Here is a 23,375-nt window from a genome sequence, read left to right as displayed (position 1 = left end):
AGCAAGAAATTATCTTGCTTTTAAAAATTCTAATACTTTGTCTAATATCACATGGGAAAGCTGCTCTTTAGGCATTGTTCCCGGCTCAGTAATATTTTTATTTCTATCGACTATTTTTACGGTATTTATATCTTTCTTAAAGCCCGCATTTTCTTGAGTTATATTATTTATAACAATCATATCAAAATTTTTAGACTCTAATTTTTTTAATCCATAGTTGAGTTCATCTCTTGACTCTGCTGCAAACCCAACTATAACTTGTTTCGTTTTTATCGCCCCGAAATGTTTCGCTATGTCAGTATTTGGAACAAGCTCTATTGAATTCATGTTCGCATCAGTTTTTTTCAACTTTTCTTGACTATAATTTTTAGGTTTAAAATCAGCCGGAGCTGCTGCTTTTATCAACACATCAGTTTTTTTAAAATATTCCTCTACTGCATTATACATATCTTGTGTACTAAGTACTGATACAAACTTATCAACATTAGGTATTGTTAAATTTGTAGGACCTGAAATCAAAGTTACATTGGCACCTCTTTTAGTGGCTGCCTTCGCCAATTCATATCCCATTTTCCCACTTGAATGATTTGATATAAATCTAACTGGGTCTATAGACTCTTGAGTTGGTCCTGCTGTAATGACAAAATTATATCCTTCTAAATCTTTCTCAGTTAAATGAAAATCTATCAAGTCTACAATTTGTGATGGTTCTAACATCTTCCCATCGCCAATATCATTGCATGCAAGCAAATCGTGTAGTGTCTGTGTTACAATTACTCCACGATTTTTTAATTTATTCATATTTTCAACATTTGCTACTGAATTTAACATATAAGTATTCATTGCTGGAACTATCATAATTTTTGATCTACTCGCACTTAGTACAGTAGTCAATAAATTATCTGCCATTCCCATAGCAAATTTTGCAATCGTGTTTGCACTTGCAGGAGCAACAACAATCATATCTGCCCATTTTGCCAAAGATATATGTTCTACATCCATATTTGATAATTGTTCAAACATCTTATAGTGCACAACATTATTTGACATTGTCTGAAAAGTTAGGGGAGTTACAAACTCTATGGCGGACTCCGTCATTACAACTTTTACATTAGCTCCATTTTTCTTTAATATGCTTACTATTTCTGGAGATTTATATGCTGCAATCCCTCCAGTCACACCTAATAATATATTTTTATCCTTGAGATCCAATTAAATCTTCTCCAGTTGTTTCAATTTCTATACTTGCTTCAACATCTGATTCATCATTATTCTTTAGACTATTTAACTTAGCCTCTCTTTGCGCTGCTATTTTTTGTGAATATTCTTTATCACTCATTGGTTTTCCAAATTTCACAGCACCATCTATAATTTCTTCTATTGCAATAGAAACCGGTTTTTCATGTTCAGTTTTTATTAGTGGTTCATTTCCATCCACTATTTTTCTAGACCTTTTAGAAACTAACATTACAAGTCCATATCTACTGCTTGATATTTTTCTTAATTCATTAAATGAAGGAATGTTCATTCCTTATTTCCTCCTCTTTCTGACATAACTTCCGCTTTAATATCTTTATGACGTTTTACCCTCAACTTTTCAGCTTCAATTATGTTTTCTATATCTTTTACTGCATTTTCAACTTTATTATTAACTACAAAATAGTCATATTCTCCAACAAAGTCAAGTTCTTTAAAAGCATTTTTAAAACGTGTATTAATTTCCTCTTCCGTTTCCGTATCTCTCTTTATAAGTCTAGACTTCAATTCATCCATTGTTGGTGGTAAAAGAAAAATAAATACAGCTTCCTTATATCTTTTCTTAATTTGTAGAGCTCCTTGAACATCTATTTCAAGTAATACAATTTCACCCTTTTCTATTTCATCAAATACAAACTTTTTTGGAGTTCCATAATAGTTGGTATGAACAAAGGCATATTCTAATAATTCATCTTGCTCAACCATGTTTTCAAATTCTTCAATTGTAGTGAAGAAATAATTTTCTCCATTTACTTCGTTAGGTCTAGGTGTCCTAGTAGTCACTGATGTTGAAAAAGATATCTTGTCATTTTTCTCCATTAAAGCTTGACTAACTGTTCCTTTACCACTACCTGAAGGACCTGATAATACTAATAAAAATCCTGCTGACAAAAGACCACTCCCCTCTATTCTATATTTTGAATTTGTTCTCTTAATTTCTCTACTTGTGATTTCATATCTACTACTAGACTTAAAATTTCAACATTTGTAGATTTAGACCCTATAGTATTAATTTCTCTATTAATCTCTTGAACTAAAAAGTCGAGTTTTCTACCCACCGGCTCATTAGATTCTATTATACTATCAAATTGTGAAAGATGTGAAAAAAGCCTTCCTATTTCTTCATCTATTGCTAACTTGTCCGCCATTATAGTTACTTCAGTAGTGAGCCTTTGAATGTCTAACTTTTCTTCACTTATGATAGATTTTATTTTATCTTCAATTTTCTTTAAGTTCTCTTCTATAACTTTAGGCGCTCTTTCTTCTGCATCACAAACCATTTTATAAAGGATAGATTTATCTTTTTTAAGTATCTCTTTTAAATTCTTTCCTTCTTCTTCTCTCATCTCTATCAAAGTATCTATTGCTATTTTGGTCGTTTCAAGAATAGATTCCTTGTAGAAAGTTGAGTCATTTTCAACTTGATGTACTTCAAGTACACCTTCTCTTAAATATAAATCACTAAGCCCAATAGGTTTTTGAATGTCAAATTCTTCACTTAGGGAACTTAAAGCACTATGATAGTTTCTTGCAAGTTCTAAGTTAGCCTTTACTTTCATGTTGTCAGAATTATATATATTTAAATTTATATAAACATCCAATTTCCCTCTTGAAATTCTTTCTTTTATACTCTTCCTAACTGATTCTTCAAGATTAAATATAATTTTAGGAAGTCGTATATTTATATCAGTAAACCTACTATTCACCGACCTTATTTCAACTTTCAAATCGTAGTTTTCATTTTCAATTCTTCCAACTCCGTATCCGGTCATACTTCTCATAGTTCACCTCATTTTAACAATTATAACTCACATGAGACTTTTATGCCATATTAGTTATAAAGTTACAAAAAAATAAGAGAATCTCAAAGACCCTCTTACTTTTTTTAGCAACAAGACTTAGATTATTTAAAATTTAAATATGGGTCCTGCAAATAAGCAGAACTCAATATTTTATTTTACAACTATATTATATATTTTCTTAGGCACATAGATTTCTTTTATCACTTGTTTTCCTTCTATTTGTGTCTTATAGTTTTCATCTTCTTCAACTACTTTTTTTACTTCATCTTGAGTTGCATACTGAGTTATTTTTACAGTGTATCTAACTTTACCATTGAATTGAACAGGTATTTCTATTTCGTCATCAACGGTTTTAGATTTATCATATATAGGCCATTTACTCTCATTCAAATATCCGCCTAGTTTATTTGCACTCCATAACTCTTCAGTTATATGTGGCGCAACAGGATTTAACAACATTAAGAAAGTTCTAAAATCTTTTCTTGATATCTTACCAAAACTATTAAATTCATTAGTTAGACTCATAAGAGCCGCAATAGCAGTGTTTGCCTTTAGATGTTCATAGTCTTCTGATACTTTCTTAATCGTCTTATGAATTGACTTTTCAAGTTCAGGTGTGTATTCTTCTAAGTCTGTCAAAAGCTCTTGAAGATTCCAAACTCTTTCTAAAAATCTTCTAGAACCTTTTACCCCATTGTCTGACCAAGGTGCATTCTTTTCAAAGTCCCCTATGAACATCTCATAAGTTCTCAAAGTATCTGCGCCATATTGGTCAACTATCTCATCAGGATTTACTACATTTCCTCTTGATTTAGACATCTTTTCACCATTACCACCAAGAATCATACCATGAGATGTTCTCTTAGCATATGGTTCTTTAGTAGGTACAATTCCTAAATCATATAAGAATTTATGCCAGAATCTTGAATATAGTAAGTGTAGCGTTGTATGTTCCATTCCGCCATTATACCAATTAACTGGAGTCCAATATTTAAGAGCTTCAGGATCAGCCAATGATTTATCATTTTTAGGGTCTGTATATCTTAGATAGTACCAAGAAGATCCAGCCCATTGTGGCATAGTATCTGTTTCACGTTTTGCAGGTTTTCCACAATGCGGACAAGTAGTATTAACCCATGAATCTATGTTTGAAAGAGGGCTTTCTCCATCATCTGTCGGTTCATAGTTTTCTACTTCCGGTAAAAGTACAGGAAGTTCTTCTTCCGGAACTGGAACCCAACCACAATCTTCACAATAAACTAGAGGTATTGGTTCTCCCCAATAGCGTTGTCTTGAAAATACCCAATCTCTTAACTTATAATTTACTTTTCTATGTCCTATACCCTTATCTTCGACGTGTTTTAACATGGCTTCAATTGCTTCTTTTACATTTAAGCCATTCATAAAGCCTGAGTTAATCATAATTCCAGTGTTAGTATCTACGAAAGCTTCTTCTTCAATATTTCCACCTTCAATAACCGGAACTATTTCTAATCCGAATTTTTTAGCAAATTCAAAGTCACGTGTATCATGTGCAGGAACAGCCATTATAGCTCCGCTTCCATAAGTCATAAGCACGTAATCTGATATCCAAATAGGTATTTCTCTGTTTGAAATAGGATTTATAGCTTTTATTCCCTTTAATTCAACACCTGTTTTACCTTGGTTTAATTCACTTCTTTCAAAGTCAGATTTCTTTGAAACTTCTTCTTTATAAGCTTCTATTTCATCTATATTTTCTAATTTATCTTTGAACTCTTCAATTAATGGATGTTCTGGTGCAACAACCATATATGTTGCTCCAAAAATTGTATCAGGTCTTGTAGTGAATATTTCAAGTTCATAATTCAAATCTTTTAATGGGAATTTGATCTCAGCTCCTTCACTTCTACCAATCCAATTTTTTTGTTGAGTTTTCACTCTTTCAATGTAATCTACATCGTCTAAATCATTGATAAGTCTTTCAGCATATTCTGTGATTTTCAACATCCATTGGCTTTTTACTTTTCTTATTACTTCAGTTCCACATCTCTCACAATGTCCTCCGATAACTTCTTCGTTAGAAAGCCCTACTTTACATGACGGACACCAGTTTATAGGCATTTCATGTTTATAAGCAAGTCCTTTTTTGTATAATTGTAAGAATATCCATTGTGTCCATTTATAGTATTCTGGGTCAGTTGTGTTGATTTCTCTAGACCAATCAAATGAGAATCCTATAGATTTTAATTGTTGTTTAAATCTTGCAACATTATCAGCTGTAACTTTTGCTGGATGTATTTTATTCTTTATAGCATAGTTTTCTGTAGGAAGTCCAAATGCATCCCATCCCATTGGATAAAGTACATTATAACCTTCATATCTTCTCTTTCTTGCAACTATATCAAGTGCTGTGTAAGGTCTTGGATGTCCTACATGTAGTCCTTGTCCTGACGGATAAGGAAACTCTACCAATGCATAGAATGGTTCTTTATCATAGTCATTTTTTGTTACATAAGTATCATGTTCGTCCCAAAAATCTTGCCATTTCTTTTCAATATCTTTTGGATTATAAACTGACATATTTCCTCCTAAAATTCTGCTGTTCCTACCGTTCTTGGGAATGGTATGACATCTCTTATATTCTTAACTCCTGTTATATACATAACTGCTCTTTCAAATCCTAATCCGTATCCTGAGTGAGGCACTGAACCATATCTTCTAAGGTCTAGATACCAATAATAGTCTTCTAAATTCATTCCCAAAGATTTCATTTTTCCTTCTAGGACTTCTAACTTGTCCTCTCTTTGGCTTCCCCCGATTATTTCTCCAACTCCTGGAACTAATAAGTCCATTGCCGCTACTGTTTTCTTATCTTCATTTTCTTTCATATAGAAAGCTTTTATTTCCTTAGGGTAGTTTGTAACGAATACAGGCTTTTTATAAACTTCTTCTGTTAAATATCTTTCGTGTTCAGTTTGTAAATCAACGCCCCATTCAACAGGATATTTAAACTCAGTCTTTGAATTCTTAAGAACTTCTATAGCTTCTGTGTAAGTAACTCTACCAAAATCAGAGTTGACTACATTGTCCAGTCTTTCTAAAAGTCCCTTATCTACAAAACTATTAAAGAAATTCATTTCTTCTTCTGCATTTTCAAGAACATATTTTATTATATATTTAAGCATTTCTTCAGCGATATCCATATTTACGTTAATATCAGCAAATGCAATTTCCGGCTCAATCATCCAAAACTCTGCAGCGTGTCTTTGAGTATTTGAATTTTCGGCTCTAAATGTAGGCCCAAATGTATATACATTTCCAAAGGCTTCTGCAAAAACTTCTGCTTCAAGTTGACCTGATACAGTTAAATTAGTAGCTTTTGAAAAGAAATCTTCAGAAAAATCTACTTTACCTTCTTTCTTAGGAACATCATTTAAATCTAAAGTTGTAACTTGGAACATTTCTCCAGCGCCTTCTGCATCTGATGCAGTTATAATTGGTGTGTGAACGTACACAAATCCTCTGTCTTGGAAAAATTTATGAATTGCATATGCAATTATAGATCTAACTCTAAACACTGCATTGAATAAATTTGTTCTAGGTCTTAAATGTGCTTGAGTTCTCAAATATTCCACAGTGTGTCTTTTCTTTTGAAGTGGATAAGTTGGTTCGGATATACTAATAGGAGTAACTTTTTTAGCATGTACTTCTATACTTTGTTTTGACCCTGGGCTTTCAACTACAGTACCTTCTATTTTTAAGGAAGAGCTGATAGTATACTTTTCAATTTCTGAGAAGTTGTCCACTTCGTCACCATAAACTATTTGAAGGCTTGAAAAAGATGAGCCGTCATTCAGTTCTATAAAACCGAAATTTTTAGATGCTCTACTTGTCTTAATCCAACCTTCAATTACAATTTCTTTATTCAAATAATCTTTACTGTTTTTTAAAACTTCTCTAACTGTTAATTTCATACTTCCTCCTATCGTAACAATGTATTTCATTATAGACAAATACCGTGATTTTGTCAATTTAAGGGCTATTTATAATGTCTGATTTTAGATAAAAATCTATTAAATTTTTCTTCATATCCATGCTCTGTTGGACGATAATAAATTTTATTAATCTCTTCTGGAAGATATCTTTGTTCAACATATCCATTAGGATAATTATGTGGATACATATATTTTTTGCTCTCATCTATATTTGGAGAATGTCTGTCTCTTAAATGCATAGGTACACTATAATTGCCCTTTTTCACATCTTCCAGCGCCTCATTTATTGCAAGATAAGCTGCATTCGACTTAGGCGCACAAGCAAGATAAGTTGTTACTTGAGCTAAATTTATTCTACATTCAGGCATTCCTATCACATTGACTGCATCAAAAGCTGCATTAGCTAAGACTAAACCCATTGGATCCGCATTAGATATATCTTCTGAAGCTAAGATAATAAGCCTTCTAGCTATAAATTTTGGGTCTTCTCCTGATTCAAGCATCTTTGCCAGATAAAATATAGCTGCATCTGGGTCTGAGCCTCTAACAGATTTTATAAATGCAGAAATTACATCATAGTGATTATTTCCATTTTTATCATAAACTAAGTTTTTCTTTTGAATACAGTTTTCAACATCCTCAACTGTTACATGAACTATTCCATCTACTGAATCAGTGGAAAATACAGCTATTTCTAAAGAATTAAGTGCAAGCCTTGCATCACCTGAGCAGACTTCAGCTAAAAACTTTATCGCTTCTTCATCTATTTCTAGATTAAGACCATTGAAAGCTTTTTCTTTTTTTAACGTCGCTCTTATCAACTCTTCGATTTCATCTACTGACAATGGATTTAAGTTCAAAATTTGACATCTGGATATCAAAGCTCTATTCACTTCAAAATATGGATTTTCTGTAGTTGCTCCTATTAGTGTTATTATTCCTTTCTCAACAAATGGTAGTAGCGCATCTTGCTGAGTTTTATTGAATCTGTGTATTTCATCTATAAATAATATAGAGTTAATGTTTTCAAATTTTAGAGAGTCTTCAGCTGTAGCCAAAGTTTCTCTCAATTCTTTCAAGTTTGAAGTAACTGCTGAAAGTCTCAAAAATTGTTTATTTGTAGTTATGGCTATAATTTCTGCAAGTGTTGTCTTGCCAACTCCTGGTGGCCCATAAAATATTATAGATGGAACTCTATCAGATTTTATTACTCTTTCAAGATATTTCCCCTTTCCAACTAAATGTTTTTGTCCTATAAAGTCTTTTAATCTTTTAGGTCTCATCTTTGAAGCTAAAGGTTGTTTATCTTCTAAATTGTTTTCTAAATTTAAACTAAATAAATCCATCACTTTCTATTCTTTATTATTTCCTCCAACTCAATAAAAAAGCTCTCAACATCTTTAAATTGTCTATATACAGATGCAAATCTTATATAGGAAACCTCATCTAAATCTTTTAGCTCTCTCATTACTAAATCACCTATTTCATTCGAAGTTATTTCTCCTTTAAATGAACTATTTACTTCTCTTTCAATGTTCCATGCTGCTTTTTCAATATCTTCTACAGAAACAGGCCTTTTTTCTACAGACTTAATCATTCCCTTTATTATTTTTGATACATCAAATGTTTCGCGAGTGCCATCTTTTTTAATTACCATAATAGGTGTTTCTTCTATTTTTTCATATGTTGTAAACCTATTTTTACACTTATTGCACTCTCTTCTTCTCCTTATTGCATTACCTTCATCTGTAGGCCTTGAATCTAAAACTTTTGAATCGCCATAACCGCAATGTGGACACTTCATAATTAACCTCCGAATTTATTTAAAAAAAAGACCTCATCTAAGATGAGGTACTACTTTCTTATATTTCTTAAAAATGGTGGAATTTTAAGATCCCCACTATCTTTTTCACTAGCCTTTTCAGTTTCTCTTTTAAGCTCAGTTCTTGGAAATAAAGAAGATGTCTTTGGTTTTTCTTCTTTATATTGGTCAAACTCAGTAGCTATTACAGTAATCTTAACTGCATCTTTAAGTGTTTCATCAATTCCTGCACCAAAGATTATGTTAGCATCTTCATCTACGCAATCACGTATTAAGTCAGCTGCTTCATTAACTTCAAAAATTCCTAAATCATTACCTGCTGTAATGTTAAGAAGTACAGATTTTGCACCTTGAATTGAAGTTTCAAGAAGTGGCGAATTAATTGCCATCTTAGCAGCTTCTTGAGCTCTGTCGTCTCCTGAAGCAATACCAATACCCATATGGGCTACACCCTTATCATACATAATTGTCTTAACATCGGCAAAGTCTAAGTTAATTAGATTAGGTACTGAAATCAAATCAGATATACCTTGAATACCTTGTTTTAAGATATCATCTGCCATTTCAAATGCTTTTGAGAAGCTAGTCTTTTTATCTGAAATAGATAAAAGTCTATCGTTTGGAATAATTACAAGAGTATCTACAACTCCCTTAAGTGCATTAATTCCACGTTCTGCTGATTTTGCTCTCTTATGTCCTTCAAATGTAAATGGTTTTGTAACTACACCAACAGTTAAAAGACCCATTTCTTTTGCAACATCTGCAATTACAGGAGCAGCTCCTGTACCAGTTCCACCGCCCATTCCGGCAGTTATAAATACCATATCAGCTCCTTCTAAAGATTCTCTAATTTCATCTCTAGACTCTTCTGCAGCCGATTCTCCAACATCAGGGTTAGCTCCGGCTCCTAGTCCTTTTGTTAATTTTTCTCCAATTTGTATTTTATTTTCAGCTAATGCATTTTTTAAAGCTTGTCTATCAGTGTTAGCTACAATATATTCAACACCCTTTACTCCCGCATTAATCATACGGTTTACAGCGTTGTTTCCACCGCCGCCTACGCCCACAACTTTAATTTTTGCAAATTCGTCATGGTCCATATCGAAATCCAACATACACATCCTCCTATTAAAACGTCTTTATCATAAACTTATTTATATTTTATGAAATAATCTTCAAATAGTCAATATTTAGAGAAAATTATTGACTTTCATCTAAATTTTCTTCAATATTTTCTCTATTATGATCATCCACCATAACTATTGGATCTTCCTTGTCCAATTCAATTATTCTGGCATTTTTCCCAGTTGCTTCTATATCTTTTAAAATTTCTTCAAGCATTCTAAACTTGTAATCCAAATTTTCTAATTTCCCAATTACAATTTGAATACCATCTTTAGTAAACAACGAATAGGTCCCATTTAAATCTATATCTTCTATTTTTGAATAGACAGGTTGATTGACAAGTTCTTTAAAAAATTCAATTTTATTGTCATCTTCGTATATCTTTTCACCTAAATTTAATTTCTTTAAATTGTCTTTAATTTCTGGAACTTCAGCTTTGGAACTCTCTTTAGATATAATCTTCATATCTTCATCAAGCATATAGTATTCCAAAAAATTTTCTATTTGAAATTTAGGTATTCTTTCTTCAAGTTTGATAACAGCTTCTCTTTTAAAATTAAAACTAATTTTTGCAGATTTTACTAAAGGTATTTTTTCTAAATCCCTCTCTCTACTATTAGGCGAAACAGAAAAATAACTTTGTCCAACTTTTATTCCTGAAACTTTTATAACTTCTGTAGACTTTAGTCTTTCGGCGCCCTCTACTTTAACACTTATAACATTAAATACCCCAAATTTATTTAAAGTAAAAATTGCGATCAAAATTATAACTGAAAATAAAAAAAGTCTGTTCATAAATCTTTTTCGTTTTCTTCTATATTCATATTTTGCAAGTCTTACCTGTCTCTTCATATATTTTCGCTTCCCAATTAAATTAATTTAATCATTTCATCTACTAATTTAGTTACAGCACCTGAATTACCTAGTTTTTTAGAGTTTTCTGCCATTTCCTCTCTCTTTTGAGGATTGTTTAACAATTCATTTATAGAATTTAAAAGTTTATCCCCTGTTAATTCATCTTCCAAGATAACTAAGGAAGCCCCTGCATCTTTATAACTCATAGCATTGTGATATTGATGGTTCCCCGCAGTATATGCCTTTGGTATTAAAATACTAGCTCTACCAACTTGTGATATCTCAGCTAAAGCCATTGCCGAAGAACTTGTTATTATTAAATCACTTGCTAAAATATACTTTGAAATTTCATCTGAATAATTTAAAATTTCTGCATTTCTATTTTTTGTCACCTTTGATGCAAATTCATCATAATGTGGTTTACCTGTTATATGAACTAGCTTAAAATCCAATTCATTCTTTAAAATTTCAAGCATCGCATCATTAGTAGACTCTTGTCCACCACTACCACCAAAAGATAACACCAATTCTTCATCAGGTTTTAAATTCAATTCTTTTCTAGATTGTTCACGAGTTTTTAAAGTAAAGTCTTCTCTTACCGGATTCCCAGTTATTATTATATTTTTATTATCTATATATTTTTCAGCTTCTTTGAAACTTAAAGCCAAAAGAGAAGCTTTTCTCGCCAAAAATCTATTTGTCTTTCCAGGATAGGCATTTTGTTCCTGAATGACTGTCTTTATTCCCTTTTGTTGAGCTTTCATGACAACAGGAGCGCACACATACCCACCAGTTCCTATTACAATGTCGGGTTTAAAGTTCTTTATTATCTTCTCACACTCCCTCAAACCTCTTAAAAGATTAAATAGGGTAATTGCAGTTTTTATATTTACCTTTTTCCTAGGTAACCCCTCTATATGGACCCCTTTAAAATCAAGTCCCGCTTTTTTAGCAAGCTCTTCTTCAAGTCCTGCTATTTTCCCTACATATAGTATCTCACTTGAAGAGTCTCTTTTTTTTATTTCTTCAGCTATGGCAAGTGCCGGATATATGTGACCTCCGGTTCCTCCTCCTGAAAGTATATATTTCAAAATTACACATCCTTTGATATTTTAAGTAAAAATCCAACTGCTACCATTGCCATTATAAGCGCTGTACCTCCATACGAAATAAAAGGTAGTGTTATCCCCGTTACCGGAAATATCCCAACTCCAACGCATATATTAATAATGGCTTGCATCCCGATATAAGATGTCAATCCAACAGCTACATATTTATCATAATTATTTTTTGTTCTACTTGCAATCCTTAATCCTCTATAAATAAATATAAAAAATAAAGCTACTACAAATATACCACCTATCATACCAAATTCTTCACATATTACAGAAAAAATAAAGTCATTATGAGCTTCAGCTAAATTAAAATATTTTTGCCTTGAATGAAAATATCCAACTCCACCAATACCACCCATTGCAATTGCATACAATGATTGATTTATTTGGTAGTTTTGGTCCAAACTACCTTTGCTGCTATTTAAAAAACCTAAAATTCTTTCCAATCTATATGCATACTTAAATACCATTGGTATTAAAATAATAATTCCAATACCACATAAAGTTACAAATTGATGCATAGATATACCTGCAACTATATACATAAGCATCAATGTCGCTCCTATTACAAATCCTGTTGACAAGTCTTTTAACATTACCGGCAAAGTTGCAATTCCAATTATTGCTATGATTTTAAAGAATATTTCTTTTTTATATAGTTTATATCTATTCTCAGCCAATATCTTACCCATATATAATATCGAAGATATTTTTACAAAGTCTGATGGTTGTATTAATGGAAGAAAAGGTAAGTTAAGCCATCTGCCTGAACCACGGGAAGACTTTGTAAATTCAGGAATAAATAACATCAATACTAAAATTATTGTTCCACAAAAAAGTATAAAAGAATATCGCTTAAAAAATTTTCTTGGAAATTTATAAGCTACTAACATCCCAAAAAATCCCACTATCATAAAAGTGAAATATCTTTTCCCAAAATAAAGTCCATCTCCAAATGTTTTGGACCCCACCGGATATGATGCCGATATTACAGATATAATCCCAATTCCTATCAACAAAAGCGCCGTTATAAAAAGACCCAAGTCCAAAGACTTGAGAGCTTCTTTATATTTTTTCATTTAAATTCATCACCAACTCTTTAAAATGTTTGCCTCTTTCTTCATAAGAACTGTACATATCCCACGAGGCACAAGCCGGACTTAACAATACATTGTCTCCTATAACAGAAATGTCTTTAGATAGATTTAAGGCTTCTTCTAGATTATTTACAACTATACTTTCTATCCCTAATTTATCAGCAGTATTTTTTATATCATACTTGGTTTCACCTAATAATATTAAAGCTTTTAGTTTATCCTTTGCAATTTCAAGCAATTCTGTATAATCAGCATTTTTTTGATATCCACCTGCAATTAATAACAAGTTGTTTTCAAACGAGTCCACAGCTTTTATTGTTGATGCTGGATTCGTTCCTTTTGAATCATTAAAATACTTAACTCCATTTACTTCTTTTACAAATTCAAGTCTGTGTTCAACTCCGCCAAACTCACTAAGTGCTTTTTTTATAGATTCAGGTTTTACCTTTATAATTTTGGAAACACACACAGCAGCTAATACATTTTCTAAATTATGGTTTCCTAAAAGCTTTAAATCTCTTGTATCAAATACTATTTCTTCATCATCATCCCTAAAATAAATAAGTCCTTCTCTTATAAAAGCCCCCTTCAACCCTGAATCTTCTATTGAAAAATAATATATTTTTGCTTTTGAAGAGACTTTAGATAAAATTTCATCGGTATAATTTAAAACTGCAAAATCTTTCTCCGTTTGATTTTTTAATATATTTAACTTGGCATCTCTATAATTTTCAAAATTTCCATGCCAATCTAAATGGTCTGGAGTTATGTTTGTAATCACAGAAATTTTAGGTCTAAAAGTTTTCACATCATTTAATTGAAATGAACTAGCTTCTATAACCGCAAAATCGATTTTTTCGTCTACTACATCCATAACGCCAACACCTATGTTCCCAACCGCTTTGGCATTGTAATCTTGACTTAATATGCTAGATATCAAAGATGTTGTTGTGGTTTTGCCATTAGTCCCTGTTATAACTATTATATCTTTATGTGACATCTCATAAAACAACTCTAAATCTGTGATTATCTCTATACCATTATTTCTTGCCAAATTTAAAATTTCATTTGTTGGTTTAATACCTGGACTTTTTATAACTAATTCTATTTTGTCTTTTTCAAAAGATTCAAAAATTTCTCTATATCCTTTTAAATTTTCTTGGTTATCATCATGCACAAAGATATTTATATCTTTTTTTTTCAATTCATTATATATTGCCTTCCCGCTTATGCCCATTCCTAGTATTAATATATTTTTTTTCATTTATACCCTCATTAAAAAATCATAAAATATGAAATTACACATAAAAGTAATTCTACTGCACAGAATACTGCAACTACTTTTGTTTCTTTCCATACCAACTGTTCGAAGTGGTGATGTAATGGAGACATCAAAAATACTCTCTTTCCTCTTGTCTTAAATGAAACTACTTGAATTATTACAGAAAGAGTTTCTATAAAGTATATTCCACCTGCTATAGGTAAAATCAAAGGTAAGTTCAATAAAATTGCTATTGCACTTACAGCTCCGCCTAGAGCTAGCGAACCCGTATCCCCCATAAACACCTTCGCCGGATATTTATTGTAAAATAAAAATCCTACCAGTGCGCTTGCAAATATCAAACAAAACATGGCTATTCCCATATTTTGGAACTTATAAGCAACCACTCCAAAGAAAGTCATACAAATTATAGTAACTCCACTTGAAAGTCCATCAAGTCCATCTGTTAAATTAACTGAGTTAACAGTACCTACAACCACAAATATTATAAATGGTATATATAAAAATACAGGTAAATTTATTCTACTCATGCTTATTGGAATTATTATATCTGTAGAACCTGCTTCGCCACTATATTGATAAGCTAAAAGTACGCAAGCCACAAATATTTGCAAAAATAATTTTTGTTTTGCTGTAAGTCCTAAATTTCTTTTTTTTACAACTTTTATATAGTCATCTATAAACCCTACCGCACCAAAAGCCAATGTTGAGAATAAAATCATTAAAGAGTCTAGATTTAAATTTCTCGCCAGTACATTCACTATAATTATGGTGAATAAAAAAATCACCCCACCTATTGTAGGTGTTCCACTCTTTACCAAATGTGTTTGAGGTCCATCTTCTCTAATGGATTGACCTGCCTTTAAACTTCTTAAAATAGGTATTAAATAATACCCTAATATAAGAGAAATTACTATTGATATAGCTCCCCAAATTGGAAAAGCTGCTGCGACTGTAATACAAACTACTATCAGCCACATGTTATTTTTGATACTTTGCATTTAACTTACCTCACAGATTTATCTGTTTTATTATCTTTATTTTCAGATTTTTTTATCTTCTCTGAATCATTGGTCTTCTTAACTTTTGAATTTAATTTATCATCTTTTTCTTTAACACGATTTTTAATTTCTGTATCTTTGTTGCTTGTTTCTTTTAAGTTGGATGAAATTTCTTCATCTTTTAGTTTAGTGTCTATCTTTTCTTCGCTATTACTCATTTCAAATTCAATTTTACTATCAGTTTTTAACTTTGTTCCTGCAAATACTGATTGTCCTAAAACAACTCCAGTCCCTTTTATATTATATCTTACATCCATAGCTTTTAAAACTAACTCTATTTCTTCTTTGCTCTTACCTATTAAATCAGGCATATACTTTTCTTTGTCATTAGAAACATATAAATCTATGATAGTTCCTGGTTTTGCCAATGTTCCTGCCTTTGGTTCTTGTTTTAAAACTATACTTGCATCAAACAGAGAATTTTGATTAGTGTTGAATTTAAATCCTAAATCTACTAATTCTCTTCCAGCATCACTTACTAACATATTTTTTAAATTTGGAATCAATATAGGATCGTCTTTTTTATCTTTATTATCTATAGGTTGAGTCTTCTCTATCCCTAAATATTCTAAAGAATTTTTGAAAACTTCTTTAGCTGCCGGAGTGGCAACTGTTGCCGCAAAGAAATCCCCCTTAGGTTTTTGAACTATTACAAGAACTGTTATTTCAGGGTTATCTACTGGAGCAACTCCTATAAATGATGAAATGTATTCATCTTCATATCCTCCAGCTTTTGAAGGTATATATGCTGTACCGGTTTTACCACCAATTTTATAACCTTCTACCTTAGCCTTTTTACCAGTTCCATCTTCTACAACCTTATACATGATATCCAACATTGTCTTCGACGTCTCAGAAGATATTACCTTTCTCTTGGAAACAGAATCAAACTTCTTTAAAACATTTCTATTTCTATCTTCTAGTCTTTTTACAACTCTTGGAACTTTTAAATCTCCTCCATTTGCTATTGCAGATACAGAATTGATGAGTTGTATTGGAGTTATAGCTATACCATGCCCATAACTCATAGTTGCAAGTCTTATTTCTGAAATATCTTTATAATTATTTGGAATTGAGCCAACTGCTTCTGCAGGAAGGTCTATTCCTGTCTTTTCTCCAAATCCAAATGCTTTTATATACTTATAAAATTTTTCAGATCCTAATTCTTCTGCCATTTTCATAAGTGTAATATTGCATGATTCAACTACAGCTTGCTGCATTGTTTTAGTGCCGTTATTTTTTGAAGCGCATTTTATTACTTTATCAAAAAATTTAATCTGTCCAGGACAATAATATTCTTTTAATGGATATGTTGTAGCTTCTTCAAGTGCTGCTGCTGCAGTTATCAATTTAAATGTAGAACCCGGTTCATACTGAGAGCTCACATTGAAATTTGTCCAGTTTTTGTACCAAGCTACGACTTTTTCATCTTTAGTAAGCAAATCCCAATCCTTCTTTTGAGCATCTCCAACAGGAGATTTAGGGTTGTTCGCATCATAGCTTAGTGAAGATGCCATGGCAAGAATTTCGCCGGTCTTGGTACTCTGAACTATTATATTGACTTCTTCGGCATTATGCTTTATTCTCGATCTTTCAGCTGCTTCTTCAGCAAATTTTTGTATATTGTCATCTATTGTAAGAATTAAGTTTTGACCTTCTTTTGGAGCATAAGATTCTTCGTCTGTAAGTGGGATTTGCATACGAGTGTTAGCTTTTATAGAAATATTTTTCCCTGCTATTCCACTCATTATTCCATCATAACTAGATTCAAGACCGTATTGTCCATTTCCATCATCAGTTACAAACCCCAAAACTTTAGATAATATATTTCCATTAGGATAAAATCTCCTTGGCACATCATCTAAAGACAGTTTTTCTATCTTGAGTTCTCTTAATGCACTTGCTGTATCTCTATCTATATTAGACACAATTTGTACTACCTTATCTCCAACCATTTTTTTCTTTATTTCATCTTTAGGAACTTTCAGTACTTTTGAAATAGCCAAAGAATCTTCTTCAATTTTTTTCTTTTTTTCTTTTATTTCCTTATCTGAGTAAGTATCTCCTCTTTTAAAATCCATATTATAGTATACATTTGACTTGGTTATATTTACTACTAACTCTTTATTATTTCTGTCATAAATTATACCTCTGTCAGCCTGAACTATTTCTGTACTCGTTAGCTGATTTAATCCCTTTCTGGTTAGTTCTTCTCCTCTTACTATATTTATGTACAGAATTCTAATTATTATTATAAAAAAGAAAAGAGCCATCCCGAGAAAAATCAAACTTATCTTAAAATTCGCATTCTTTTGCGAACTATTTATCTCACGAGCTCTTTTTAAATTTACTTTCAATTATATTTCCCCCTAATCCTTAGTGAAGGATTTAAGCACCGATAAAATTGGACTCAAAAAAACATTATGATTCACATCCAACTGTCTTTTATTTTCGCTTATATCTACATAAACAATTTGGTCTTGCGATGGATATACCATTCCTAATTTATACATTGCTTCATCTTGTATTTCAGTAGAACTTTTTATACTCTTAACTTCTGCTTCCAAAGCTAATTTAGTCTTTTTCAAATCAGAAATTTCTTTTTCTTTTGCAATTATATCTTTATCTATGCTTGATAAATGAGAATATGCTATAGAAACCCCTAAGAACATTATAATAACAATAGCTATCGTCATATACAATGGTTTTGCCAAATTTTTTCTCTTTTTGACTTTTAATTGTCTGCTATTCAATTTTACTTGTCTAAATTTTCTTTGCTCAGACATCTATACAATACCTCTATATTTTTTCTGCCACCCTCAACTTAGCACTGTGGGCTCTATTATTTTCTTTCAATTCTTTTTCAGTAGCCACTACCGGTTTTCTCGTAATTATTTCAATATCTCTTTTTTTATCACAAATACATACAGGACTTTCGGGTGGACATATACAATCTAAAAATCTGTATTTAAAAGTTTCTTTTACAATTCTATCTTCAAGAGAATGGAAAGATATTATTGCTATTCTTCCATTCTTATTCAATCTGTTAATCATACTATCTAATGCACTTCTCAACACTCCAAGTTCATCATTTGTCTCAATTCTAAGAGCTTGAAAAGTCTTCTTTGCAGGATGGCCACCCTTTACTCTAAATTTTAAAGGTATCGCCTCTTTTATTACCTCAACTAATTCAAAAGTTGTATCTATTGACTTTATATTTCTTTTTTTAACTATATTATCCGCTATTTTAGATGCAAATCTTTCTTCAGAATAATCTTTTATTATATTAGTAAGTTCTTCTTTTGAATATTCATTTACAATTTCCCAAGCACTTAAATTAGATGTAGTATCCATTCTCATATCCAATCTAGCATCATAATTATAAGAAAAACCTCTACTGCCTTCATCAAATTGGTATGAAGAAACGCCTAAATCCAATAGAATTCCATCAACTTTATCTATGTTTAACTCATTTAAAATATCTTCAAAATTTTTATAATTGGAATGAAATAGTTTATAGTTTGAACCTATTCTACTAAGCACTGAATCAGCTTTTTTAAGTGCATTGGTATCTTGATCTATACCTATTAGTAGACCATCGTTTCCAATGCGTTTAAGAATTTCACATGAGTGCCCAGCTCCACCTATAGTGCCGTCCACATATATGCCACCTTCTCTTACATTCAAAAGATCTATCGTCTCATTTAATAAAACGGACTTGTGTGCAAATTCAACCATTTTAAATCCCCAATTCTTGCATTTTTTCAGCTATATCTTCATATGATAACCCAAGTGAATCATTGTAATTATCCCAATTTTCCGTACTCCATATTTCAACACGTGTACTTACTCCTATAATTACAACATCTTTTTCAATGCTAGCATGTTCTCGTAGTGACTGTGGTATTACAACTCTTCCTTGCTTGTCCAAAGACTCATCTATGGCACCAGAATAAAAAGTTCTCACAAAACTTCTAACATCTCTGTTTGTCAAAGGCAATTCTTTCAACTTATTTTCTATTTTTATCCACTCACTTTGAGGATAAATAAAGAGGCAGTTGTCCAATCCTTTGGTAATAATGAAATTGTCTTTTAATTCATCTCGGAACTTTGAAGGAATTATAACCCTTCCTTTTGTATCCAAGGTATGTCTGTATTCGCCTATTAACATTTCACACCATTATATACCACTTCAAACCACTATCTTCCACTTACCTCTATTCTACATCATTTTTTTGTTTATATCCATCTTATTTTATGCACAATAAAAAAAAGGCCTCAAGTCCTTTTTATTGACCTTTAGCCTTTTCATATGCTTAAAATTATTTATATTTTTTTGCCCTAAAATAAAAATTTGAACCTTTATTTAACTCTGACTCCACTCCATATTTATATTGATGTATTTCTAATATACTTTTTACAATATGAAGCCCTAAACCGGTTCCAACCCTTGGTCTAGTGTGATTATCTCTTATCCTATAAAATCTGTCCCAAATTAAATCTAAATTTTCTTTTGCTATTCCAACCCCATTATCTATGCAATTAAAAATAACTTCGTCATCTTCTTCAAAAATTTTGATTACAATTTTTTTGTCCTTTCTTGTATATTTTACAGCATTACTTATAAAATTATATATAACTTGTTCTATCCTTCTCTTATCCGCAAATATAGTACATTCTCCTTTAGATTCTATAGTTATTACATCTTCTGGGAGAGCAAATCTCTCTGCAACAATGTGAGATAATTTTATCAAATCAACCCTTTCCATTTTTATACTTTCTAGTGAAGATTCAATTTTAGATATATCCAACAAGTCATTTACCAACTGAGTTAATTTATCTGATTCTGAAATAATTATATCTATATGCTCATTTCTAAGCACTTCATTTCTTCCAGAAATATCTCTTATCATTTCAGCATAAGATTTTATTACAGTAAGTGGAGTCTTTAAATCGTGACTTACATTTGCTATTAAATCTTTTCTCATTTCAATCGTCTTAGTCAACTCATTAGTTGCATAATTTAGTGTTTTTGAAAGGTCGTTTATCTCTGTATAATAGCCATACTTAAAATTGACTTCATAGTTTCCCTTTCCAAGTTTTCTAGCTGTTTTTGACATTTCAACAAGCGGTCTTGATAACCTTTTTGAAATAAAATAAGATAGTATAACCGATAGTGCAAAAGATAATCCCAATACAATCAACAAAATATTTTTCAATATATCTACAGCTGAGTCTACCGGTTCCAAGTTTGTCTTAATAAGCATATAGTGGTCTTTGCCACTTTCTTTCCCTAAATATCCTCCATATACAATAGACGAATTCTCGAGGTATTTAAATTTTTTCAACGTTACCCTATACATTTTCTTTCCAGGTCCAACATTTTCAAAAAATTCTTCAAATCCTTTCTCATCTAACACCCTTGGGTTCATTATGACTTCCACCCAATTAAGAGGATAAACTAAATATCCTTCCTCGTCTATAACTTCTATATTCATCCCTTTGTTTTGTGAATAGTTTAAAATTATATTTTCAAAATTTTTATCTTTGAACTCGTTTTTTAATGTATCACCAGTCTTAGTTACCTCTCTAATTTTCATTGTTTCGTAAAACCTATTTAGAAAAACTATCTGGAATAACCAAAGAGCTAATAAAATAGAAGCTGCAAAAAGCATGAAATATTTCCAAAAATTGAACATCATACTCTTTTTATCTAAAACTTTATTATTCAAATTTCGACGTATCAAATTTATAGCCCATTCCTCTCACTGTGATGATAAATTTTCTGTACTCTTTTATTGAGTTTCTAAGCATTTTTATATGAGTATCTACCGTTCTATCATCTCCATAAAAATCATATCCCCATACTTTTGATAAGAGTTTATCTCTAGACAATGCTATGTTTTCATTAGCTGCTAAATAAACTAAAAGATCGTATTCCTTAGGTGTTAAATCAACTTTTTCTGAATTTACATATACATCTCTTCCGTCTAAATCAATTTTTAATCCTTCAAATTCCAAAGTTTCATTTTCAACAGTTTTTTGATGCCTTTTTACTATTACATTTAACCTCGCCATTAATTCTTTTGGGGAGAAAGGTTTTACAACATAATCATCAATACCTATTTCAAATCCAAATAACTTATCATATTCCTCTCCCCTTGCTGATAACATAAGCACCGGAATATCTGCTATTTTTCTTATTTCTTTATAACTCGAAAACCCGTCTAATTTAGGCATCATTATATCCATTACTATTACATCAAAGCTTTGTTCTTTGACTTTGTCAATAGCATCAAGACCATCTTCAGCCTCAATTACTGTATGGCCTTCAAATTCTGCATAAGTTCTTATAACTTCTCTTATCTTAGGTTCATCATCTACAACTAAAATTTTAAACATAGTATCTCCTTAGAGTTCACCCTTTAATCCAACTATCTCTGCTCTGTCTTTAAGTCCCTTAATAGTATGTTCAATTACATCATTTTTATCCATGCCAAGCATCTCACACCCATTAAGTATTACATCTCTATCGCAACCTGCGGCAAATTTTTTATCTTTGAATTTTTTGTTTACTGATTTTACATTTAAATCCAATACTGACTTAGAAGGGCGCAGTAAACAACAAGCGTTTATAATCCCCGTTAATTCATCTACTGTATAAATTGATTTTTCCATATTTGATTCCGGTTTAACATCTGTGCACATTCCATATCCATGTGACATAACTGCTCTTATTATATCTTCGTCTATATCATTTTCTTTTAAAATCTTTGGAGCTAATTTCAAATGTTCATCTGGATATTTATCGTAGTCTATATCGTGAAGAAGTCCAACTATTCCATATAGTTCCTCATCTTCTCCAAACATTTTTCCAAATTCAATCATTGCAGCTTCTACTTGTAGTGCATGCATTATCAATGCTTCAGATTCTGTATATTCTTTTAATAACTTAAATGCTTTTTCTCTTGTCGGTCTCATTTCTTTCACCTCTTATTATTAATTATACTATGAATTCTTAAAACTTTAAAAGATTTATACTTTGTTGTATTATAAACCTAAGAGGTGAATTATGAAAATAAAAAAAGCTATAATTCCAGCGGCAGGTTTGGGAACTAGATTTCTACCTTTCACAAAAGCTGTTCCAAAGGAAATGTTGCCGATAATAGATACTCCAAATATAGAATACATAGTTCGTGAAGCTGTTGAAGCTGGTATAGAAGAGATTTTAATTATATTGGGAAGAAATAAAAATTCAATTGAAGACTATTTTGATTCAAATATCGAACTTGAAGAAAAACTTAAATCTACTAATAAAATTAATGAACTTGAACAAATAAATGAATTAAATTCTCTTGCTAAGATACACTTCATAAGACAGCATAAAGCTCTTGGACTTGGTCATGCTGTAAATTGCGCAAAATCTTTTGTTTCTGATGAGCCATTTTTATTACTCTTAGGAGATGAGATAATAGATTTAAATGACAATGCTTCAAAGGGATTAATTGAAATGTATAATAAAACAGGTTTAAGTGTAATAGGTTTATTTGAAGTCCCTAAGAATGATGTAAATAAATATGGTATTGTTAAACTTGTCAATGATGAAATCGTAGATATGGTTGAAAAACCTTCTATAGAATCCGCTCCATCAAACCTTGCAATAATAGGTAGATATGTTATAACCCCTAGAATATTTGATTTAATCTCAGAAACAAAACCAGGCTATGGCGGCGAAATTCAACTCACAGATGCACTTTTGAAACTATTAAAATATGAAAAGATAATGGGCCAAAAAATTACCGGAAAAAGATTTGATACTGGTTCAAAAATTGGCTATTTAAAAGCAACAGTTGAGTATGCATTAAAAGATAAGGATTTTGGTAAAGAATTTAAAGAATATCTAATCGATATTTTAAAAGAGTGTTAAACTAATTTAAATCAAATATAAAATAAAGGACACTTTAAAAGTAAAATTTAAAATG

At 31.2% G+C, this 23,375-nt stretch carries 22 protein-coding genes; 1 reads left to right on the top strand and 21 read right to left on the bottom strand.

The genetic code is table 11. From position 1 onward, the window contains the following. Nucleotides 1-9: 9 nt before the first annotated feature. The 21 genes from coaBC to DYE58_RS08295 all read right to left on the bottom strand — a co-directional run bounded on the left by coaBC (nucleotide 10) and on the right by DYE58_RS08295 (nucleotide 22,374). On the bottom strand, nucleotides 10-1,212 hold the full coding sequence (gene coaBC, locus DYE58_RS08395) for a bifunctional phosphopantothenoylcysteine decarboxylase/phosphopantothenate--cysteine ligase CoaBC (RefSeq protein WP_004821338.1): 1,203 nt from the start codon (nucleotides 1,210-1,212) through the stop codon (nucleotides 10-12). After that, the gene (gene rpoZ / locus DYE58_RS08390; protein WP_004821336.1) at nucleotides 1,196-1,528 is read right to left on the bottom strand and encodes a DNA-directed RNA polymerase subunit omega; all 333 of its coding nucleotides are present in this window, start codon (nucleotides 1,526-1,528) and stop codon (nucleotides 1,196-1,198) included. The genes coaBC and rpoZ overlap by 17 nt, the downstream gene beginning before the upstream one ends. Next, a complete protein-coding gene (gene gmk / locus DYE58_RS08385; RefSeq protein ID WP_004821334.1) occupies nucleotides 1,525-2,148 on the bottom strand; it encodes a guanylate kinase in 624 nt (207 codons plus the stop codon). The genes rpoZ and gmk overlap by 4 nt, the downstream gene beginning before the upstream one ends. Nucleotides 2,149-2,162: 14 nt before the next feature. Beyond that, nucleotides 2,163-3,038 carry a YicC/YloC family endoribonuclease gene (locus tag DYE58_RS08380; RefSeq protein WP_115312198.1) on the bottom strand — a complete coding sequence of 292 codons (876 nt, stop codon included), beginning with the start codon at nucleotides 3,036-3,038 and terminating at the stop codon, nucleotides 2,163-2,165. Nucleotides 3,039-3,209: 171 nt separating this feature from the next. Next, on the bottom strand, nucleotides 3,210-5,621 hold the full coding sequence (gene leuS, locus DYE58_RS08375; protein WP_004821329.1) for a leucine--tRNA ligase: 2,412 nt from the start codon (nucleotides 5,619-5,621) through the stop codon (nucleotides 3,210-3,212). A gap of 8 nt (nucleotides 5,622-5,629) precedes the next feature. Then, nucleotides 5,630-7,015: an asparagine--tRNA ligase gene (gene asnS, locus DYE58_RS08370; RefSeq protein ID WP_115312197.1), complete on the bottom strand. Its 1,386-nt coding sequence runs from the start codon at nucleotides 7,013-7,015 to the stop codon at nucleotides 5,630-5,632. A gap of 65 nt (nucleotides 7,016-7,080) precedes the next feature. Beyond that, nucleotides 7,081-8,382 carry a replication-associated recombination protein A gene (locus tag DYE58_RS08365; protein ID WP_004821326.1) on the bottom strand — a complete coding sequence of 434 codons (1,302 nt, stop codon included), beginning with the start codon at nucleotides 8,380-8,382 and terminating at the stop codon, nucleotides 7,081-7,083. Further along, nucleotides 8,382-8,840, bottom strand: a complete 459-nt coding sequence (gene nrdR / locus DYE58_RS08360) for a transcriptional regulator NrdR (RefSeq protein ID WP_004821324.1) — start codon at nucleotides 8,838-8,840, stop codon at nucleotides 8,382-8,384. The genes DYE58_RS08365 and nrdR overlap by 1 nt, the downstream gene beginning before the upstream one ends. A 50-nt stretch (nucleotides 8,841-8,890) precedes the next feature. Beyond that, the gene (gene ftsZ, locus DYE58_RS08355) at nucleotides 8,891-9,973 is read right to left on the bottom strand and encodes a cell division protein FtsZ (RefSeq protein ID WP_004821322.1); all 1,083 of its coding nucleotides are present in this window, start codon (nucleotides 9,971-9,973) and stop codon (nucleotides 8,891-8,893) included. Between the two features lie 85 nt (nucleotides 9,974-10,058). After that, nucleotides 10,059-10,835 carry a cell division protein FtsQ/DivIB gene (locus DYE58_RS08350; protein WP_004821320.1) on the bottom strand — a complete coding sequence of 259 codons (777 nt, stop codon included), beginning with the start codon at nucleotides 10,833-10,835 and terminating at the stop codon, nucleotides 10,059-10,061. 17 nt (nucleotides 10,836-10,852) lie between these two features. Continuing rightward, nucleotides 10,853-11,929 (bottom strand): undecaprenyldiphospho-muramoylpentapeptide beta-N-acetylglucosaminyltransferase, encoded by a 1,077-nt coding sequence (gene murG, locus DYE58_RS08345; RefSeq protein ID WP_115312196.1) that lies wholly within the window; start codon nucleotides 11,927-11,929, stop codon nucleotides 10,853-10,855. 2 nt (nucleotides 11,930-11,931) lie between these two features. After that, a complete protein-coding gene (locus DYE58_RS08340) occupies nucleotides 11,932-13,032 on the bottom strand; it encodes an FtsW/RodA/SpoVE family cell cycle protein (RefSeq protein ID WP_115312195.1) in 1,101 nt (366 codons plus the stop codon). Further along, nucleotides 13,019-14,314: a UDP-N-acetylmuramoyl-L-alanine--D-glutamate ligase gene (murD, locus tag DYE58_RS08335; protein WP_004821311.1), complete on the bottom strand. Its 1,296-nt coding sequence runs from the start codon at nucleotides 14,312-14,314 to the stop codon at nucleotides 13,019-13,021. The genes DYE58_RS08340 and murD overlap by 14 nt, the downstream gene beginning before the upstream one ends. Nucleotides 14,315-14,325: 11 nt before the next feature. After that, complete coding sequence (mraY, locus tag DYE58_RS08330; RefSeq protein ID WP_083827179.1) at nucleotides 14,326-15,312, bottom strand: phospho-N-acetylmuramoyl-pentapeptide-transferase; 987 nt, start codon at nucleotides 15,310-15,312, stop codon at nucleotides 14,326-14,328. Nucleotides 15,313-15,338: 26 nt separating this feature from the next. After that, nucleotides 15,339-17,750, bottom strand: a complete 2,412-nt coding sequence (locus tag DYE58_RS08325) for a penicillin-binding transpeptidase domain-containing protein (protein WP_245946077.1) — start codon at nucleotides 17,748-17,750, stop codon at nucleotides 15,339-15,341. Nucleotides 17,751-17,762: 12 nt separating this feature from the next. Beyond that, nucleotides 17,763-18,179 carry an FtsB family cell division protein gene (locus DYE58_RS08320; RefSeq protein WP_004821304.1) on the bottom strand — a complete coding sequence of 139 codons (417 nt, stop codon included), beginning with the start codon at nucleotides 18,177-18,179 and terminating at the stop codon, nucleotides 17,763-17,765. Nucleotides 18,180-18,192: 13 nt separating this feature from the next. Then, the gene (gene rsmH, locus DYE58_RS08315) at nucleotides 18,193-19,131 is read right to left on the bottom strand and encodes a 16S rRNA (cytosine(1402)-N(4))-methyltransferase RsmH (protein WP_004821302.1); all 939 of its coding nucleotides are present in this window, start codon (nucleotides 19,129-19,131) and stop codon (nucleotides 18,193-18,195) included. Between the two features lies 1 nt (nucleotide 19,132). Beyond that, a complete protein-coding gene (gene mraZ, locus DYE58_RS08310; protein ID WP_004821298.1) occupies nucleotides 19,133-19,564 on the bottom strand; it encodes a division/cell wall cluster transcriptional repressor MraZ in 432 nt (143 codons plus the stop codon). 151 nt (nucleotides 19,565-19,715) lie between these two features. Continuing rightward, entirely contained in the window at nucleotides 19,716-21,125 is a 1,410-nt protein-coding gene (locus tag DYE58_RS08305) for a sensor histidine kinase (protein ID WP_004821296.1), read from the bottom strand. Beyond that, complete coding sequence (locus DYE58_RS08300) at nucleotides 21,118-21,795, bottom strand: response regulator transcription factor (RefSeq protein WP_004821294.1); 678 nt, start codon at nucleotides 21,793-21,795, stop codon at nucleotides 21,118-21,120. The genes DYE58_RS08305 and DYE58_RS08300 overlap by 8 nt, the downstream gene beginning before the upstream one ends. 9 nt (nucleotides 21,796-21,804) lie before the next feature. Continuing rightward, a complete protein-coding gene (locus DYE58_RS08295; protein ID WP_040552363.1) occupies nucleotides 21,805-22,374 on the bottom strand; it encodes an HD domain-containing protein in 570 nt (189 codons plus the stop codon). Between the two features lie 91 nt (nucleotides 22,375-22,465). Here DYE58_RS08295 and galU point away from each other — a divergent pair, with 91 nt between their 5' ends. Further along, entirely contained in the window at nucleotides 22,466-23,320 is an 855-nt protein-coding gene (gene galU, locus DYE58_RS08290) for a UTP--glucose-1-phosphate uridylyltransferase GalU (protein WP_115312194.1), read from the top strand. The last annotated feature ends 55 nt before the right edge of the window (nucleotides 23,321-23,375 follow it).

This window comes from Peptoniphilus indolicus, from assembly GCF_900454665.1.
GTDB classification, from domain to species: Bacteria; Bacillota; Clostridia; order Tissierellales; family Peptoniphilaceae; genus Peptoniphilus; species Peptoniphilus indolicus.
The sequence above is the reverse complement of the archived record's forward strand: the minus strand, read 5'-3'. Positions and strand labels throughout refer to the sequence as shown.

Coding starts and splice junctions, on each gene's coding strand:
- rsmH (WP_004821302.1), bottom strand. CDS start 19,131: ATGGTTGAATTTGCACACAAGTCCGTTTTATTAAATGAGACGATAGAT.
- DYE58_RS08380 (WP_115312198.1), bottom strand. CDS start 3,038: ATGAGAAGTATGACCGGATACGGAGTTGGAAGAATTGAAAATGAAAAC.
- galU (WP_115312194.1), top strand. CDS start 22,466: ATGAAAATAAAAAAAGCTATAATTCCAGCGGCAGGTTTGGGAACTAGA.
- DYE58_RS08350 (WP_004821320.1), bottom strand. CDS start 10,835: ATGAAGAGACAGGTAAGACTTGCAAAATATGAATATAGAAGAAAACGA.
- DYE58_RS08340 (WP_115312195.1), bottom strand. CDS start 13,032: ATGAAAAAATATAAAGAAGCTCTCAAGTCTTTGGACTTGGGTCTTTTT.
- DYE58_RS08365 (WP_004821326.1), bottom strand. CDS start 8,382: ATGGATTTATTTAGTTTAAATTTAGAAAACAATTTAGAAGATAAACAA.
- asnS (WP_115312197.1), bottom strand. CDS start 7,015: ATGAAATTAACAGTTAGAGAAGTTTTAAAAAACAGTAAAGATTATTTG.
- nrdR (WP_004821324.1), bottom strand. CDS start 8,840: ATGAAGTGTCCACATTGCGGTTATGGCGATTCAAAAGTTTTAGATTCA.
- DYE58_RS08295 (WP_040552363.1), bottom strand. CDS start 22,374: ATGAGACCGACAAGAGAAAAAGCATTTAAGTTATTAAAAGAATATACA.
- leuS (WP_004821329.1), bottom strand. CDS start 5,621: ATGTCAGTTTATAATCCAAAAGATATTGAAAAGAAATGGCAAGATTTT.
- mraZ (WP_004821298.1), bottom strand. CDS start 19,564: ATGTTAATAGGCGAATACAGACATACCTTGGATACAAAAGGAAGGGTT.
- DYE58_RS08300 (WP_004821294.1), bottom strand. CDS start 21,795: ATGTTTAAAATTTTAGTTGTAGATGATGAACCTAAGATAAGAGAAGTT.
- ftsZ (WP_004821322.1), bottom strand. CDS start 9,973: ATGTTGGATTTCGATATGGACCATGACGAATTTGCAAAAATTAAAGTT.
- rpoZ (WP_004821336.1), bottom strand. CDS start 1,528: ATGAACATTCCTTCATTTAATGAATTAAGAAAAATATCAAGCAGTAGA.
- DYE58_RS08320 (WP_004821304.1), bottom strand. CDS start 18,179: ATGTCTGAGCAAAGAAAATTTAGACAAGTAAAATTGAATAGCAGACAA.
- mraY (WP_083827179.1), bottom strand. CDS start 15,312: ATGTGGCTGATAGTAGTTTGTATTACAGTCGCAGCAGCTTTTCCAATT.
- murD (WP_004821311.1), bottom strand. CDS start 14,314: ATGAAAAAAAATATATTAATACTAGGAATGGGCATAAGCGGGAAGGCA.